Below are 16,081 nucleotides of genomic sequence, written 5' to 3' on the forward strand. Positions count from 1 at the left end.
AACGGACAAGGCATGAACCGGCAGGGCCGAGACCCGCCGGACAATATCGTCAGCCAATGCTCATCAGGCTGGCGTTGCCGCCGGCGGCCGTGGTGTTGACGCTGACGGAGACTTCTTCGACCAGCCAGTCGAGATTATAGGGCTGGCTTTCACCGCAAAGCGCTTCCGTCGCCGCGGCCTGAACGAGAGTGAGCGGGCCGGGCAGGGCGGCGATCTTTTTATTGACCGTCACGATACGATCCGCGTCTCCCTCAACCAGCGCGCCGGCGAAGGGACCGGATTTTTCCCAATCATCCGCCCAGACGATGCGCGAGGTTACAGTTGCCGGCAAGCCATAGATCGACTTCTCCAGTCCAGAAGCATTGTCGATGACAACCGCGTTTCCGGTCGCAAGCGCTGCCGCGAGCTGGCGGTAAAGCCCCTGTTCGGTTGCCGGAACCAGCAGAACCTTTCCACGCGGATGCAGTGCATAGACATTGCGCTCGCCGACAGGCCCCGCCAGCTCGGTTTCAAAGCCGAGGCCGGAAAGCGCTGCCGCCTGACGTGCGGCTTCGGCCGCGACGGTTTCGCCGTTTTCGTCCAGCCAGCGGGCGAGATCGACGGCTGCCTGATCCTGCTGGCTGGCGATGCGGTCGATCTTCGGCGCCTTTTGCGTCATGCGGCCGAGATAAAGCGGGCCGCCCGCCTTGGGGCCGGTGCCGGAGAGGCCGCGTCCGCCAAAGGGCTGCACGCCGACAACCGCGCCGATGATGTTGCGGTTCACATAAAGATTACCGGCCGCGACGCGGGACAGAACGTGCTGGATCGTATCGTCGAGACGGGTGTGCAGGCCGAAGGTGAGGCCGTAACCGGTGGCGTTGATCTCGTCGATCAGCCGGTCGAGATTGTCGCGCTTGAAGCGGATGACGTGCAGCACCGGGCCAAAGACTTCGCGTTTCAGATCGGCAAGCGATTTCATCTCGATGATCGTCGGCGGCACGAAGGTGCCCCTGCCGGTCTCACCCGCAAGCGAAATCTGTTCGATGCGGTGGCCGAGCCCGCGCATGCCCTCGATATGCTTTTCGATGATGCCCTTCGCCTCCGCGGTGATGACGGGGCCGACATCGACGGAAAGCTTGTCGGTGCGGCCGATGCGCAATTCATGCAGCGCGCCTTTCAGCATGGTCAGCGTGCGGTCCGCCACATCTTCCTGCAGGCAGAGGATGCGCAATGCCGAGCAGCGCTGGCCGGCGCTGTCGAAGGCGGACGCGATGACATCGGCGACGACCTGCTCGGCAAGCGCAGAGGAATCGACGATCATGGCATTCTGTCCGCCGGTCTCTGCAATCAGCGGCACCGGCTGGCCATTGGCCAGAACCCGACCGGCAAGCTGGCCCTGAATGAGCCGCGCCACTTCCGTTGAACCTGTAAACATTACACCTGCCGTCGATGGTGAACCGACGAGTGCTGCACCTGTTTTACCGTCGCCCGGCAGAAGCTGCACGGCGTCTTCCGGAACGCCTGCCTCATGCAGCAGGCGTATGCCCTGAGCCGCGATCAGCGGCGTTTCTTCGGCGGGCTTTGCCAGAACCGGATTGCCGGCGACCAGCGCCGCCGCTACCTGACCTATGAAGATCGCAAGCGGAAAGTTCCACGGGCTGATACAGACGACCGGGCCGAGCGGCGTTTCGCCGGCCTTGAAGTTCCTGCGGGCTTCCGCCGCATAATAACGCAGGAAGTCGATCGCCTCGCGCACCTCGGCAATGGCGTTCGGCATGGATTTTCCCGCTTCGCGCATGATGAGGCCGAGCAGGGCGGACATCTCGGCCTGCATCGCGTCGGCGGCGCGCTCCAGGCAGGCGGCGCGTTCATCCACCGGGGTGGAAGGCCAGTTCGAGGCCGCCGCCCGCTGCATGGCCGCTTCGGCATCGGCTTCAGTCGGTTCGGTCACATGGCCGACGATATCATTGTGGTCGCCGGGATTGAGAACCGGGCGCGCGTTACCGCCTGCCTGCGGCGCGGCGGCTTTCCATTCCGTTGCTGTACCTGCCTTGAGGGTTCCGTCCAGTGCGGCGAGCGTCGTTTCGTTGGAAAGATCGAGGCCGGCGGAATTTTTGCGTTCAGGGCCGAACAGACCTTCAGGGGCGGCGATGCGGTCGTGACGCGCGCCGGGAACGGGGTAGGTTTTAACCACCGTGACCGGGTCTTCCAGCAGAGAATCCACCGGCACGGCGGGGTCGGCAATGCGGTTGACGAAGGAAGAGTTCGCACCGTTTTCCAGCAGGCGGCGCACGAGATAGGCCAGCAGCGTCTCATGCGTGCCGACGGGGGCGTAGAAACGGCAGGGACGGTCGAGCTTCTTTTTGCCGACGACTTCGCTGTAGAGCGGTTCGCCCATGCCATGCAGGCACTGGAACTCGTAGTCGCCGAGTTTGAAGTCTGGACCGGCAAGATGGTAGATCGTCGCCATGGATTGCGCATTGTGGGTCGCAAACTGCGGAAAGACCAGGTCGCGCGCGGCGAGCAGCTTGCGGGCGCAGGCGATGTAGGAGACATCCGTGTGCACCTTGCGGGTGAAGACCGGGAAATCCTCCAGCCCCTCCACCTGTGCGCGCTTGATTTCCGCGTCCCAATAAGCGCCCTTGACGAGGCGCACCATGATGCGGCGGCCCGCACGGCGGGCGAGGTCGATGATGTAATCGAGAACGAAGGGGCAACGGCGGCCATAGGCCTGCACCACAAAACCGAGGCCGTTCCAGCCAGCGAGATCCCTGTCGAGCGCCAGTTCTTCGAGAAGATCGAGCGACAGTTCCAGCCGGTCGGCTTCCTCGGCATCGATATTGAGGCCGATATCGTATGTCTTACTAAGCATCATCAGCGATTTGACGCGCGGAAGAAGCTCCGCCATCACCCGCTCGGCCTGGGCGCGGGCGTAACGCGGATGCAGCGCCGAAAGCTTGATGGAAATGCCGGGACCACCATAGATGCCACGGCCGGCCGACGCCTTGCCGATGGCGTGGATGGCGTTTTCATAGTCCTTGTAATAACGCTCCGCATCCTTAGCGGTGGTCGCGGCTTCGCCGAGCATATCGTAGGAATATTGGAAGCCCTGTTCCTCCAGCGGCTTCGAACGCTTGATCGCTTCGCCGATGGTTTCGCCGGTCACGAACTGCTCGCCCATCATGCGCATGGCCATATCAACGCCACGGCGGATGACGGGTTCGCCGGCGCGGGCGATGAGTTTGGTCAGCGCCGACGAAAGGCCGCTATCGTTTACCGTCGACGTCAGCTTGCCGGTGATGACGAGGCCCCAGGTGGCGGCATTGACGAAGAGCGAGCGCCCTCCGCCAATATGGGACTTCCAGTCGCCGCGCGCGATCTTGTCGCGGATCAGCGCGTCGCGGGTGGCTGTGTCGGGAATGCGCAGCAGCGCTTCGGCAAGGCACATCAGCGCCACGCCTTCATGGCTGGAGAGCGAATATTCCTGCACCAATCCCTCGACACCGGTGCCCTTGGTCTTGGCACGCAATGCCTCGATCAGTTTGCGGGCGGTGTCGCGAATGGCTTTCGCCTCTTTAGCCGTCACCGTTGCCGCCTCGATAAGCGGCGCCAGGCATTCTTCTTCCGGGCGACGATAAGCGGCGGTGATCGCCTTGCGCAACAAGCTTTGCTCGCGCACCGGCGGCGCAAAATTCTGGAAGATACCGTTCGCCACTACACCGGCGTTGCTTGCACCATCGGCCATTCTGAAAAACCCTGAAAACGCTGTTGAAGACAGACCTTCGGCGGCCGCGTGTCCTCCGCCCGCCGCTTTTCATCTCTGGCACAGACAATATCATCATCGCAAAAATTGCTATGGCCCTATTTTCGGGATAAAACAGGCTATATGAACTTTTATTTTTCAGATAAGGCGTAAAATCGCGTGGCAAATAGTCAAAAAACAGACGGTCTGGACCACTTCGATCTCAAGATCCTCGAGGCGCTCAGCGAGGACGGGCGGATGTCCGTTCTGCAATTGTCAAAACGGGTCGGTCTTTCCAAGACGCCCTGCCAGACGCGGCTGAAGCGGCTGGTGGATGAAGGCTATATTCTCGGCTTCCGCGCCATGCTCAATCCGCAGAAGCTCGGCGTCGATCACATCGCTTTCGCCGAGGTAAAACTCTCCGATACGCGTGAAAAGGCGCTGGAGGAGTTCAACGCGGCGGTGCGCAAGATCAAGGAAGTGGAGGAGTGCCACATGATCGCAGGCGCCTTCGATTATCTTCTGAAGGTGCGCACCAGCGATATTCGCAAGTATCGAAGGGTACTCGGCGAGAAAATCTCGAGCCTGCCATCCGTGGCCAACACTTCGACCTTCGTGGTCATGCAATCGGTCAAGGAAACCGGCATCTGAAAAGCGGCCATGGAAAAACGGGCAGACGTTTGCCTGCCCGTTTCTGTCGTTCAATTCCTCAGCGCGCCGTGGCAGCGGCGGTCACCGCGCTCATCTGCGCATCCGGGCCGAACTCGTTTTCGTTCTCGATGCCAAGCAATTCCTGCAGGCGCAGTCTCGCACGGCTCACGCGGCTCTTGATTGTGCCGACAGGGCAACCGCAAATCTCGGCGGCTTCCTCGTAGGCAAAACCCGAAGCCCCGATCAGCAGGATGGCTTCACGCTGGTCGTCCGGCAGCTTTGCGAGTGCTGCGCGGAAATCCTGAAGGTCTACCGAACCATGCTGTTCCGGCGGCACCGACAGGCGCGAGGTATAGACGCCGTCCGTATCCTGCACCTCACGGCCGGATTTGCGAATCTGGCTGTAGAACTCGTTGCGCAGGATCGTCACCAGCCATGCCCGCATGTTGGTGCCAGGCTGGTAGCTGTCCTGTTTGGCCCAGGCCTTCATGATCGTGTCCTGCACGAGGTCGTCGGCACGGTCCCTCGAGCGGATGAGCGAAATCGCGAAGGCGCGCAGGTTCGGCAGCGCCGCCAGCATTTCCCGCTTGAAATTGTATTCTGTCTGTTCCGGCTCTTTCGCCATCATTCCTCCGAAGCCTTCGTCTTGGCTCTGCTTTCGGCTTCATCGAGTTTTTCGAGAAGGTCGAGGAATTTGTCAGGGATGCCTTCATCCTGAACGGCATCATAAAGCTCCCTGAGCTTGCGGGAAATCACCGCCCGTCCCGAGTGTGGAACCTGGGGGGCGGCCGGATTGTCCGGCTGGTCTTGGTCCGATTGAAATATTCTCATAACGTCCGGTATTCCTTCTGCGTCGTGGCAAAGAATGCGCGGTGAAAAAAATAGTTCCGGCGATCCGGAACTATTTTTGACATGCGCACGTTGCTATCGTGGGTTTGCGTTGCAGACCGCATGAAAGGGGAGAATTCCATGTCAGTTTCTACACGCATCGCACCGCACCTGCCATATCTGCGCAGGTTCGCGCGTGCCGTTTGCGGCTCACAATCGACGGGCGATGCCTATGTTGCGGCAACACTCGAAGCTCTGATCGCCGATATCAGCATTTTTCCGCAGACAAGCAGCGATCGCGTTTCGCTCTATCAATTGTTCGTATCGATCTTTAGTTCCGTCACGATCAATATTAAGACCGACGAAAACCTGTCGGGATGGGAAAAACGCGCCTCGGCCAACCTCTCCGCCGTGCCGGCGCTGGCCCGTCAGGCTTTCCTCTTGACGACGGTCGAAGAATTCACGCCATCGGAAACCGCAGAGGTCCTGAAAGTCTCCGAGGATCAGGTCGGCAAGCTGATCGATGAGGCAGCCTCCGAGATCGCCCGGCAGGTGGCGACCGACATCATGATCATCGAGGACGAACCTCTGATCGCGATGGATATCGAGCAGATGGTCACCGATCTCGGTCACCGTGTCACTGGCATCGCCCGCACGCATACGGAAGCGCTCGATCTCTTCCATCGCACCCAACCGAAGATGATCCTTGCCGATATTCAGCTTGCCGACGGCAGTTCCGGTCTCGATGCGATGAAAGACATTCTTGAGATGACCACCCTCCCGGTTATCTTCATCACGGCTTTCCCCGAGCGTCTTCTGACGGGCGAACGGCCGGAGCCGACCTTCCTCGTGACGAAGCCGTTTAATCCGGACATGGTGAAGGCGCTTATCAGCCAGGCCCTGTTTTTCAACGAAAGCTCACGCGCCGCGGCGTGAATTTTGCCGAAGCCGCAGGCTGACCGGGAACCAGTCTGGCGCCCGGGCGTTGGCGGTTACAGTCGTGGGGCTAACCTGCGGCGTTCTGCAAGGAGATGAATTTGCATCGGCTGGCATGGCACAACGCGGAGAGGAACGAAAGCGAACTTCACGATTCGCTCGTTCTCGCCTTGCTCGATTCGGGTGAAACAGTCATGCTGCAGGACTGGAACCGCGACTATATATTCGTGGCCAATCTGCCGGATGTCTGGAAACTTCCGGCCGATTCCCACCCGACCGACGAAAATCTGTTCGGCAAAGATCTCTCCGCGCGGCTTGCCGAACTTAAAAAGGACATGAAGACGGCGGGCAGCCGCGGTATGCTGGAAGTCAATGCCGGCAACGATCGTGTCTTTCAGTTTCAGGTCCACTCCACCTTCAACCAGTCGAACCAGGTGGTGATGAAAACCACCATTCGCGAGGTGACGGCGGAAAGGCGGCGCGAGCAGCTTCTGCGCTCGTTGCTGCGCGAGGTCAGCCACCGTTCCAAGAATCTCCTGGCGATCATCCAGAGCCTTGCAGGCCAGACGGCCCGCTTCAGCCTGACCAAGGACGATTTTCTGAGAAAGTTTCGAGGACGGCTACATGCTCTTGCGCAAAGTCAGGATCTCATCACGGATTCGGACTGGCGGGGCGCGCGAATATTCGAGCTGCTGCGCCAGCAATTCGATCTTTATGTGCCGGAATATCCGAACCTCATCCATATGGAAGGCGAAAACCTGCTGCTAAATCCGAACGGCGCGCTTTATATCGGGCTCGCCTTCCATGAACTGGTCGTCAACACCGTCAGCCATAGCGGCAATCTTGCCTATCACCCCCCCATATCCCTGCAATGTCGTCAGGAGGGTGAGTTTTATATGGTTGAATGGAATGAGCCGATGATGCCGTCGAAAGAGCCGGTCGAAACCCGGCGTGGCAGCTTCGGCAGCGTGGTGCTCGAAAAGGTGGTTCCCTCCGCGCTGGGTGGAAGCGCCGAATACGAGTTGACGGCTAAGCGAATCGTCTACCGGCTGAAATTTCCTTCCGGCGACAGCGTGGACGCCGCCTGAAATCGCGATATCGGGCGCGACGCCGGGTTTAACGCTCATGTCCTGGAAATCAAAAACAAATAGCACGGCTCATGAAAAGAGCCGTGCTATTTCATGACAGGTTTTCAGGGGTGAAACCTGTTTATTTTCAGCCAAGCTTCAGGCGGGGACGGGGGAATTGCTTGGCCTGCAGTAAGAATGCACCTGCCGGGAATAGGTTCCCGCAAAATGCATTTTTTAACAATCGACAAATGAGCTGCTTTTGAACCCGCTTGCCAGCATCAGTGCTGGCCTGTCTGTTCCGATCTTTTGGGCGTGAAATAACGCATCGGCGCCTCCAGCGTCCACTCGAAGCCGGCTTCACGATATTGCGTCAGCACCTGCCCACCGAAGGCGCCTTCCGCATGCCTTTTTATGACCGTGGTGCCGAAACCTTTGCGGCTCGGTTCGCTCGCCGGAGGGCCACCCGTTTCGGTCCAGACGAGGTGGATCATCTGGCGCCCGTCTTTTTCAAACGGCTGCCAGCGCACGGTGATTTTTCCTGTTGGAACCGACAATGCGCCATATTTGATGGAATTCGTCGTCAGCTCATGGATCACCAGGCCGAAATTCTGTGCTGCTTCCGGGGAGAGCATGAAATCATCTCCGATCAGCACGACGCGATGCGCCACGGTGCCGAAAACTTCGAGATGGGTCTCGATCAGCTTGCGGATCGGCAGGCCTTGCCATTGAACCTCCGCCAAGGCCCGGATCGACATTCCAAGGCCGCGCAGGCGGTGATCCACCTCCTTTTGAAATTCCGGAATACTTTTATTTTCGCGTCCCAATTGCCGTATCATCGCCTGAACCAGCGTCAGAATGTTCTTGGAACGGTGTACAAGTTCGTGCAGCAGCAATTGCAGACGCTCTTCTGACTGGCTTCTGTCGAAGGACGCGTTGGAGAGTGCTATGGCGACCTGGTTGGCTTCCTTTATCTTGGTATCGATGGGTGCGACGATCTCGCCCTCACCGATGCGCTCGGCCATCAGGGTCAGATCACGAATGGAGCTGCGCAATTGCCGGCCGACCAGATAGGCGCCGCCAATGGCGATAAGCACCAACACCAGGCTGCCGATCATCATCTGTCGCCAGGTATCTATCAGCGCCGCCTGGCTTGCGGCGAGCGGACCCCACATCACCGTCTTCCATTGCCAGCCCGGTAATTGGGCATAGGCATAGAGATTGCCCTTGCCGTCAAAAAAATTGCCGCTGAATGCCTGCATCTCCGAAAGGACGTCCGGGGTGACAAACGGCTTGCCCATTTCCGCCTCATCGGGCGCGCTTGAGACGACAACGCGGTTGTTGCCGTCAATGATGGCGACCGCCCAGTTGCGTGGCAGGGTTTCCGTGGGAATGAGCCGGCTCAGGTCGCTGGTATTCTGCGTCAGGATCAGGGCGTCTCCGGCGGCGTCCAAATCCGGGCCGAGCGGCAAGGTGACGTTGAACACCCATTCCTTGCTGGTCTGGCCGAAAAACATGTTCGAGACGGTGATGCGGCCAGAGTCGATCGCTTTGGCCAGGTTGGCTTCCGCCGGCACCTTGCCGAGCGGCTGGCCATAGGGCATGCGTGTATTGAGACGCTGCTGGCCATCTTTGGTCGTGAGAATGGCGTAGAGGCCCTCCCGCTTCAGGCTATCGGCGACGCGTCCCTGAAACGCGGCGAGATTGCCGCTTTCAAGTTCCGGGAATTGCGACAGGAGATTGAGAGACGTGGCGATTTCCTGCAGGCGGCGGTCGATATTGCGCGAGGCCACCCGCACGTCCTCGATGGTTTCCCGTTGCAGGTCGTCGCGTTTTTCCGCTTCCAGGCGCAGCATCAGATAGCCGCCAAAGAGAATGAGCGGCAGGGTGATGACGGTAGCCATCACCACCAGATAGGTGCCGATGGAAGCCGTTGGGAAAAAATTCGCGCTGCGCCGACGCAAAGCCGAAATCATGTCTTTCAGTCTGTTGCCGGGTAGAGGCATACAAAACTCCGGCAGTTATGGCATTGTTACGGCACGGATAATACCGTGCCGTCCCTCATTAGCAATGCCTGATTTTTTACCTTCGGTCGTTGTGGCAGGCCACAATTGCATCGGTATGATTGAAAAAATCGGAACTATTTCAACGACCAACCCGTTTGCCAGACGAACCGGTCGAGCAGCGGGTATGAAATTCATCACCGCCGGCCAGTTGAGAACGATGAAAGGAAGGTACGAAATGGCAAAGAAAATTACTATCCTCGTCACAGCTGCTTTGATGGGCACCACGGCTTTCGCGCCGCTGGCCATCGCTCAGGGTACGACCCAGCCCGCACCGGCAAATCCGAGTGCGCAGACAGAGCCGGCAAACCCGCCTGCCACCCCGATGACGCCTGCCGCCCCTTCTGCCAATGACAGCGCGGCCACAACGATGGGTGGCGCCTATTTGACCGAGCAGGGCAAAACGCAGGTCAGCGCGAACGATTATATCGGCAAGTCGGTCTATACGGCGGCCGATGAAAGCATCGGTAACGTCACCAACCTGATTATGGAAGAAGATGGCGGTCTGGTTGCTGCGGTGATCGGCGTCGGCGGCTTCCTGGGCATCGGCGCAAAGGATGTTGCGGTTCCGATGGATAAGGTAACGATGACGCGCAACGCGCAAGACGGTACAATCCGCCTGACAACGACGGAAACGGCGGAAACGCTGAAGGCCGCTCCCGAATTCAAGACGCTGGAGCAGCAGGCGAGCGAAAAGAACGCGGCAACGCCGGCGGCCCCTGACGGCACGACGACGTCCGCCACCAAGCCCTAATTCCCGTCCCTGGGAGGCAGGAGCGGGACCGGCTTCAATCAGCTGTCCCGCGAGAGGCACCGGCCAACAGGCCGGTGTCTTTTTCTATCTGATCGCCAGCTGTTCAATCGCCCGCATTGCGGGAGGAGTGCCAGGCCCAGGCGGATTTGATGATGTCGGAGAGGGAATAACGCGGCTCCCAGCCGAGAACCTCCTTCGCCTTGTCGTTATTGGCGACGAGTGTCGTGGAATCGCCGTCGCGCCGCCCGGTATATTCGACGGGGAAGGGGCGGCCGGAAACCTCCGAAATCGCCGCCAACAGTTCCTTCACAGTCGTTCCGGTGCCGGTGCCGAGGTTGAGTTCGACGGTCTCCCCGTCGGCAAGCAGATAATCCACGGCCCGCACATGCGCATCGGCGAGATCGAGAATGTGGATATAGTCGCGCACGCAGGTGCCGTCGCGCGTGTCGTAATCCGTGCCGAACACCTTGAAGCCTTGACGCCGGCCGAGTGCGGCTTCGATGGCCAGCGGGATCGCGTGGGTCTCCGGCTTGTGCCATTCACCGATGCGGCCTTCGAAATCCGCGCCAGCGGCGTTGAAGTAGCGCAGCATGACCGAACGCAGCCCCTTGTAGGTGCTGTAATCCTTCAGCGCCTGCTCCACCACCCATTTGGTGCGGCCATAGGGGTTGATCGGCGCCTGCCGGTGCGTCTCGTCGATCGGTACCTGTTCGGGCAATCCGTAAGTTGCGCAGGTGGACGAAAAAACGAAAGCCGTGACGCCGGCATCGATGGCGGCGGAAAGCAGGTTGAGCGAGCCGATGACGTTGTTGTCATAGAAAGCCACGGGCTGCTTGACCGATTCACCGACTTCGATCAGCGCAGCGAAGTGAAGAACGGCCTCTGGCTGGTGCTTGGCGAAGACCTCGTCCAGCCGCGCCCGGTCGCGAATATCACCCTGTTCGAAAGGCCCCCAGCGGACAAACTCCTCATGCCCGTTGGACAGATTGTCGAAAACAACCGGTTCATACCCTCGCTCAGACAGGAGAAGGCAGGTGTGCGAACCGATATAGCCGGCACCGCCGACGACAAGGACTTTCTTCTTCATCAATTGCCTTTCAGAAAATTACGGACGCGCAGAGACTGCCCGAGACTGTATGTCACTTTGTTCAAATAAGGGCGGCGTGGCGGGCAACGCCAACAACCAGTCTATCCTTCGCGGGTAACATAAAAAAAACCGCGCATCCATCGTCTGGACGCGCGGTTGGTCTTGCGAGGCTGCCAAGAAGTTACTTGGTCTTTTTTGTACCCGCTCTCGTTGCGAGAAATCCAGCCGCAACAGCGACGGCAAGTGTCGCGTAAGGGCGTGCCTGGATTGCAAGCGAAAGCAGCGATTGCAGCGCGAGCGGCGCAGCCGTTAAAGGTGCTGCGGCAGCAAGTGGTGACATCGGTCTGGTCGCGTAGACCCTCGGGCGTTTGAGGATGGCGAGCGCCACCAGCATGATAACACCGAGCAGAAAGGCAGAGCCCGCAACGACGAGTGCGGCCGGTCCGGCCCCGACGTGACGCGCCAGATAGATTGATCCCGCCACGACCGCTGCGACGAAGGCTATCAGGAAAAATATCCCTGCCAGCACCGACAATATGATGACGGAGCGCAATCGTCTCGTGACGACACGCCCTTCACGCTGGGTCTCCCCCAGATAGACCAGCAATGCCTCAAGCATGAGCTTATCGACGCGTCAGGAGGGCAAGAACGAAGCCAACGCCAACGGCGATGCCGAGCGACTGCAGCGGGTTCTTCTGGACCTGATCGGTGAGGTTGTCGTTCAGCGTGGAAATCTCGCTGCGGACCGTATCCGCCATGTCGCTCGAGGCAGAAATCGCATCGTCTGCGACCCGTGCGGCCTGTGCTTTCAGCTCGTAAGACGCGCCGACGCCAAGCGCTTTCACACTCTTGGCAAGATTTGCCAGATCTTCGCGAAGCTGGGCGAGCTGTGCGGCCACATCGGCTGCGTCACCGCTTTCGAGGGATTGCTGGATCTTGTCGTTAACGCTGCTGCGCACACTTGCCATGGGTCAGGTCCTTCTTGAACATCGTTGATGGAAATGGCGACATGTCAATGACTGACACCGCTTAACTCTCGTTGCGGCGGCAGAAACAACCCGCCTGTCCGGGAGTAAAACGCGCCGACCCGGCCTTGGTTCCGTAACGTCATGTGATTATTTGCCCTTCTTGAATGGTCAGGCATTTTTCAGGAATTAGGCCCCGGACATTTGTTTTCCTGTCACAAGCATCCTATAAGGCCCATCATCGAGACGTACCTTGACTTCAATCAATATGTGAAACGACATGCTGCAGACGCCCTATTACCTCATCGACAAGACAAAGCTTCTTCGCAACATGGAGAAGATTGCCTATGTGCGGGAAAAATCCGGCGCCAAGGCGCTCTTGGCGCTGAAGTGCTTCGCCACATGGTCGGTTTTCGATTTCATGTCGCAATATATGGACGGCACCACCTCGTCCTCGCTTTATGAAGTCCGTCTCGGCCGCGAGAAATTCGGTGGTGAAACCCATGCCTATTCCGTCGCCTATGCCGATTACGAAATCGACGAGGTGATCTCGAATGCGGACAAGATCATCTTCAATTCCATCAGCCAGCTCGAGCGTTTTGCGGACAAGGCCTCCGGTATTACCCGTGGTCTGCGCCTCAACCCGCAGGTCAGCTCTTCGAGCTTCGACCTTGCCGATCCCGCGCGTCCCTTCAGCCGTCTCGGCGAATGGGATGTGGCCAAGGTCGACAAGGTCATGGACCGCATTTCCGGTTTCATGATCCACAATAATTGCGAAAACGGCGATTTCTCTCTGTTTGACCGCATGTTGACCCAGATTGAGGAAAAGTTCGGATCGCTGCTGTCGCGTGCCGAATGGGTGAGCCTTGGCGGCGGTATCCACTTTACCGGCGATAATTATCCGCTCGACCAGTTCTGCGACCGTCTGCGGGCCTTCTCCGAAAAATATGGCGTGCAGGTCTATCTGGAGCCGGGCGAAGCCTCGATCACGAAGAGCACGACGCTCGAAGTGACGGTTCTCGACACGCTGTTCAACGGCAAGAACCTTGCTATCGTCGACAGCTCCATCGAAGCGCACATGCTCGATCTGCTGATCTATCGCGAAACCGCCAAGGTTTTGCCGAACGAAGGCGAGCATCCCTATATGGTCTGCGGCAAGTCCTGCCTCGCCGGCGATATTTTCGGCGATTTTCGCTTCGACAAGGAGTTGAAGGTCGGCGACCGCATCTCCTTCCAGGATGCGGCCGGCTACACCATGGTCAAGAAGAACTGGTTCAACGGCGTGAGGATGCCGACCATCGCCATCAAGGAACTGGACGGCACCGTTCGCGCCGTTCGTGAATTCGACTTTGCCGATTTCGAGCAAAGCCTGTCTTAAACCCTGTTTTTAACATGAAACGAAGCTCATCCCTGCGGGGAAAAGGAGGCATCACCTGAAATGAAGAAGAACGTTCTGATCATCGGCGCCGGTGGCGTAGCACAGGTCGTGGCGCATAAGTGCGCCCAGAACAGCGATGTATTGGGAGACATTCATATTGCGTCACGGACCGTGGAAAAGTGCCGCAAGATTGTCGAGTCCGTACGCGAAAAGAAGAGCCTCAAGACAGATGTGAAACTTGAGGCCCATGCGCTTGACGCGATGGATATCGAGGCGACGAAAGCCTTGATCAAGAAAACCGGCGTGGAAATCGTCATCAATGTCGGTTCGGCTTTCGTCAATATGTCCGTTCTTCGTGCCTGCATGGACACGGGTGTTGCCTATATGGACACGGCGATCCACGAGGATCCGACCAAGATTTGCGAGACGCCGCCGTGGTATGGAAACTACGAGTGGAAGCGCGCGGAAGAGTGCAAGGAAAAGGGCGTTACCGCCATTCTCGGCGTCGGTTTCGACCCAGGCGTGGTCAACGCCTATGCGCGTCTCGCCAAGGATGAGTATTTCGACAAGGTCACCTCGGTCGATATCGTCGATATCAATGCCGGCAGCCACGGCCGCTGGTTTTCCACCAACTTCGATCCGGAAATCAACTTCCGCGAATTCACCGGCGTCGTTTACTCCTGGCAGAATGGCCAGTGGCAGACGAACCAGATGTTCGAAGTCGGACAGGAATTCGACCTGCCTGTCGTCGGCAAGCAGAAGGCCTATATGACCGGCCATGACGAAGTGCATTCGCTGTCCAAGAACATGGACGGCGCCGATGTGCGCTTCTGGATGGGCTTCGGCGATCACTATATCAACGTCTTCACCGTGCTGAAGAACCTTGGCCTCCTGTCCGAGAAGCCGGTCAAGACGGCCGAAGGCCTGGAAGTCGTGCCGCTCAAGGTGGTCAAGGCCGTGCTGCCCGATCCGTCTTCGCTGGCGCCTGATTATGTCGGCAAGACCTGCATTGGCGATATCGTCAAGGGTATCAAGGACGGCAAGGAGCGCGAAGTCTTCATCTACAACGTGGCTGACCATAAGGATGCCTATGAAGAAGTCGGCTCGCAGGGGATTTCCTACACCGCCGGCGTTCCGCCGGTCGCAGCCGCCATGCTCATCGCCACCGGCGAATGGGACGTGAAGCAGATGGCCAATGTGGAAGAACTGCCGCCGAAGCCGTTCCTGAACCTTCTGAACAAGATCGGTCTTCCGAACCGCATCAAGGACGAAAACGGCGATCGCGCGCTGGAGTTCTGATTGCCGATGTTTTGATTGATAGAATGGAAAAGCCCCGCGAAATCGGGGCTTTTCTTTTGGCGGCTATCCCTTGGGGAACTGCCCTATGAACAGATGCAGTGCTTTATGCATCGCTTCCGAAGGGGGCTCTGCAACATGCCACTCCGGAAAATGCCCATCGATTGCCATGCGGGCAAGGCCATAGACCAGTGCGCGGGAGCTTAGCACGAGCTGGTCGAGGTCGAGGCCCTTTGCGAGCTGGCCGTTTTCACGCGCCTGCGCGAGCAGGTTGACCATCAGGCGACGTATGGCGTCATTCTGCTCGCGTAGAATATCGGACGAATTGAAATCGATCAGCGTTCTCGAGCTGATGATTTCGAAATGCGTCGGATTGGCCAGTGCCCAGCGCAGATAGCCGTGGCCGATGGCTTCAAAGGCGACGAGGGGATCGTCACTGCCGGCCTGTCGTCTTGCGGCTTCGACGGATTCGGTCAGTCGGCTCATCGCCTGTTCCGCGACAGCAGTCATCAGAGCTGTTTTCGAACGGAAATGCCTGAACGGCGCTCCAGGCGAAACGCCAGCGCGCTTGGCGGCTTCGCGGACTGAAATGTTCTCTACACCTCGCTCCTCGATGATTGCGATCGTTGCCGCGACAAGTTCATCGACGAGATTGCCATGGTGGTAGGGCTTGTCCCCATTCGCTTTCATGTTCGTACTCATGGCTGTCCCTAGCATGGAACGCGGATGTAATCACTGATTATTTTTCTCTTGCGTAAAGCCGCTCCCTTGATGTAAGCATCGATTACATTTTGTCAGGAGGGTTCAATGCTGCGTTTATTGTTAAAGTTCAGTCTCGCATTTACCTTACTTCCAATCGCCGTCGCATATGCCGGGGACAGCCCAACCCTCGAAATCGTCTGGCCGAAAGCCGGCGATGTCATAGAGCTGGGGAATGACCCGGAACGCGCAATCGGCGTCGTCGTCAAAAGCAACTTCATGCTGCTTGCCGCCGGGCAATGTGGAGACAACGGCCAATGCGGCCACGTGCATATGAAAATCGACCCTTCAGGCGATACGTGCAATATTCCCGGCCGCACCTATAACAGCATGAACAGCGACTTCGGTGGGGATTTGATCAAGGCCCGTTTTGGCCATTGCCCCAGCCCGGCCGGGCGGCATGTCATCGGCGTTCTACTGGCGAACGATCACCATCAACCCGTTCTGGTTGACGGTAAGCCGGTCACGGCCCTTGTCGAAGTGACGACCAAATAGGGATGCCCGTGACGGACATTCTGTAGATGTCGCAATAAAAAGGCCCCGTGCAAAAACGGGGCCTTTGACTTTCAGATGTCG

At 58.5% G+C, this 16,081-nt stretch carries 15 protein-coding genes; 7 read left to right on the top strand and 8 right to left on the bottom strand.

The annotated features are described in order from the left end of the window. Nucleotides 1-49: 49 nt before the first annotated feature. Nucleotides 50-3,724, bottom strand: coding sequence for a trifunctional transcriptional regulator/proline dehydrogenase/L-glutamate gamma-semialdehyde dehydrogenase (gene putA, locus PL599_RS14945; RefSeq protein ID WP_269824551.1), 3,675 nt, complete (start codon nucleotides 3,722-3,724; stop codon nucleotides 50-52). A gap of 177 nt (nucleotides 3,725-3,901) precedes the next feature. Here putA and PL599_RS14950 point away from each other — a divergent pair, with 177 nt between their 5' ends. Continuing rightward, nucleotides 3,902-4,372, top strand: a complete 471-nt coding sequence (locus PL599_RS14950; protein ID WP_077984950.1) for an Lrp/AsnC family transcriptional regulator — start codon at nucleotides 3,902-3,904, stop codon at nucleotides 4,370-4,372. 58 nt (nucleotides 4,373-4,430) lie between these two features. On the opposite strand, the gene PL599_RS14955 is transcribed toward PL599_RS14950, so the two are convergent. Together PL599_RS14955 and PL599_RS14960 are read right to left on the bottom strand one after the other, a co-directional pair. Beyond that, nucleotides 4,431-4,997: an RNA polymerase sigma factor gene (locus tag PL599_RS14955; protein WP_003508744.1), complete on the bottom strand. Its 567-nt coding sequence runs from the start codon at nucleotides 4,995-4,997 to the stop codon at nucleotides 4,431-4,433. Further along, nucleotides 4,997-5,203: a NepR family anti-sigma factor gene (locus tag PL599_RS14960; protein WP_077984949.1), complete on the bottom strand. Its 207-nt coding sequence runs from the start codon at nucleotides 5,201-5,203 to the stop codon at nucleotides 4,997-4,999. The genes PL599_RS14955 and PL599_RS14960 overlap by 1 nt, the downstream gene beginning before the upstream one ends. A gap of 138 nt (nucleotides 5,204-5,341) precedes the next feature. Here PL599_RS14960 and PL599_RS14965 point away from each other — a divergent pair, with 138 nt between their 5' ends. Together PL599_RS14965 and PL599_RS14970 are read left to right on the top strand one after the other, a co-directional pair. Further along, nucleotides 5,342-6,136, top strand: a complete 795-nt coding sequence (locus PL599_RS14965) for a response regulator (RefSeq protein WP_080794289.1) — start codon at nucleotides 5,342-5,344, stop codon at nucleotides 6,134-6,136. Nucleotides 6,137-6,231: 95 nt separating this feature from the next. Continuing rightward, nucleotides 6,232-7,224, top strand: a complete 993-nt coding sequence (locus PL599_RS14970) for a sensor histidine kinase (protein ID WP_142913459.1) — start codon at nucleotides 6,232-6,234, stop codon at nucleotides 7,222-7,224. A gap of 260 nt (nucleotides 7,225-7,484) precedes the next feature. Here PL599_RS14970 and PL599_RS14975 read toward each other — a convergent pair whose 3' ends face one another. Next, nucleotides 7,485-9,209: a sensor histidine kinase gene (locus PL599_RS14975; protein WP_142913460.1), complete on the bottom strand. Its 1,725-nt coding sequence runs from the start codon at nucleotides 9,207-9,209 to the stop codon at nucleotides 7,485-7,487. A gap of 235 nt (nucleotides 9,210-9,444) precedes the next feature. Here PL599_RS14975 and PL599_RS14980 point away from each other — a divergent pair, with 235 nt between their 5' ends. Beyond that, entirely contained in the window at nucleotides 9,445-10,020 is a 576-nt protein-coding gene (locus PL599_RS14980; protein WP_269824550.1) for a PRC-barrel domain-containing protein, read from the top strand. A 103-nt stretch (nucleotides 10,021-10,123) separates the two neighbouring features. On the opposite strand, the gene galE is transcribed toward PL599_RS14980, so the two are convergent. The 3 genes from galE to PL599_RS14995 form a co-directional block, all read right to left on the bottom strand. Beyond that, entirely contained in the window at nucleotides 10,124-11,107 is a 984-nt protein-coding gene (galE, locus tag PL599_RS14985; RefSeq protein WP_269824549.1) for a UDP-glucose 4-epimerase GalE, read from the bottom strand. Nucleotides 11,108-11,288: 181 nt separating this feature from the next. Beyond that, nucleotides 11,289-11,726 (bottom strand): hypothetical protein, encoded by a 438-nt coding sequence (locus PL599_RS14990; RefSeq protein ID WP_137412447.1) that lies wholly within the window; start codon nucleotides 11,724-11,726, stop codon nucleotides 11,289-11,291. Nucleotides 11,727-11,730: 4 nt separating this feature from the next. Then, a complete protein-coding gene (locus tag PL599_RS14995) occupies nucleotides 11,731-12,075 on the bottom strand; it encodes a DUF883 family protein (protein WP_077984944.1) in 345 nt (114 codons plus the stop codon). A 277-nt stretch (nucleotides 12,076-12,352) separates the two neighbouring features. Between PL599_RS14995 and nspC the strand changes: the two genes are divergently transcribed. Beyond that, a complete protein-coding gene (nspC, locus tag PL599_RS15000) occupies nucleotides 12,353-13,450 on the top strand; it encodes a carboxynorspermidine decarboxylase (protein ID WP_137412445.1) in 1,098 nt (365 codons plus the stop codon). Between the two features lie 60 nt (nucleotides 13,451-13,510). Beyond that, a complete protein-coding gene (locus PL599_RS15005) occupies nucleotides 13,511-14,749 on the top strand; it encodes a saccharopine dehydrogenase family protein (RefSeq protein ID WP_142913461.1) in 1,239 nt (412 codons plus the stop codon). A 63-nt stretch (nucleotides 14,750-14,812) separates the two neighbouring features. On the opposite strand, the gene PL599_RS15010 is transcribed toward PL599_RS15005, so the two are convergent. Beyond that, the gene (locus PL599_RS15010) at nucleotides 14,813-15,436 is read right to left on the bottom strand and encodes a TetR/AcrR family transcriptional regulator (RefSeq protein ID WP_244614264.1); all 624 of its coding nucleotides are present in this window, start codon (nucleotides 15,434-15,436) and stop codon (nucleotides 14,813-14,815) included. Nucleotides 15,437-15,553: 117 nt separating this feature from the next. Between PL599_RS15010 and PL599_RS15015 the strand changes: the two genes are divergently transcribed. Further along, nucleotides 15,554-16,000: a hypothetical protein gene (locus PL599_RS15015; RefSeq protein ID WP_142913463.1), complete on the top strand. Its 447-nt coding sequence runs from the start codon at nucleotides 15,554-15,556 to the stop codon at nucleotides 15,998-16,000. Nucleotides 16,001-16,081 lie beyond the last annotated feature (81 nt).

The sequence above is a fragment of the Agrobacterium sp. ST15.16.055 genome (assembly GCF_027956555.1).
Taxonomy (GTDB): Bacteria; Pseudomonadota; Alphaproteobacteria; order Rhizobiales; family Rhizobiaceae; genus Agrobacterium; species Agrobacterium salinitolerans.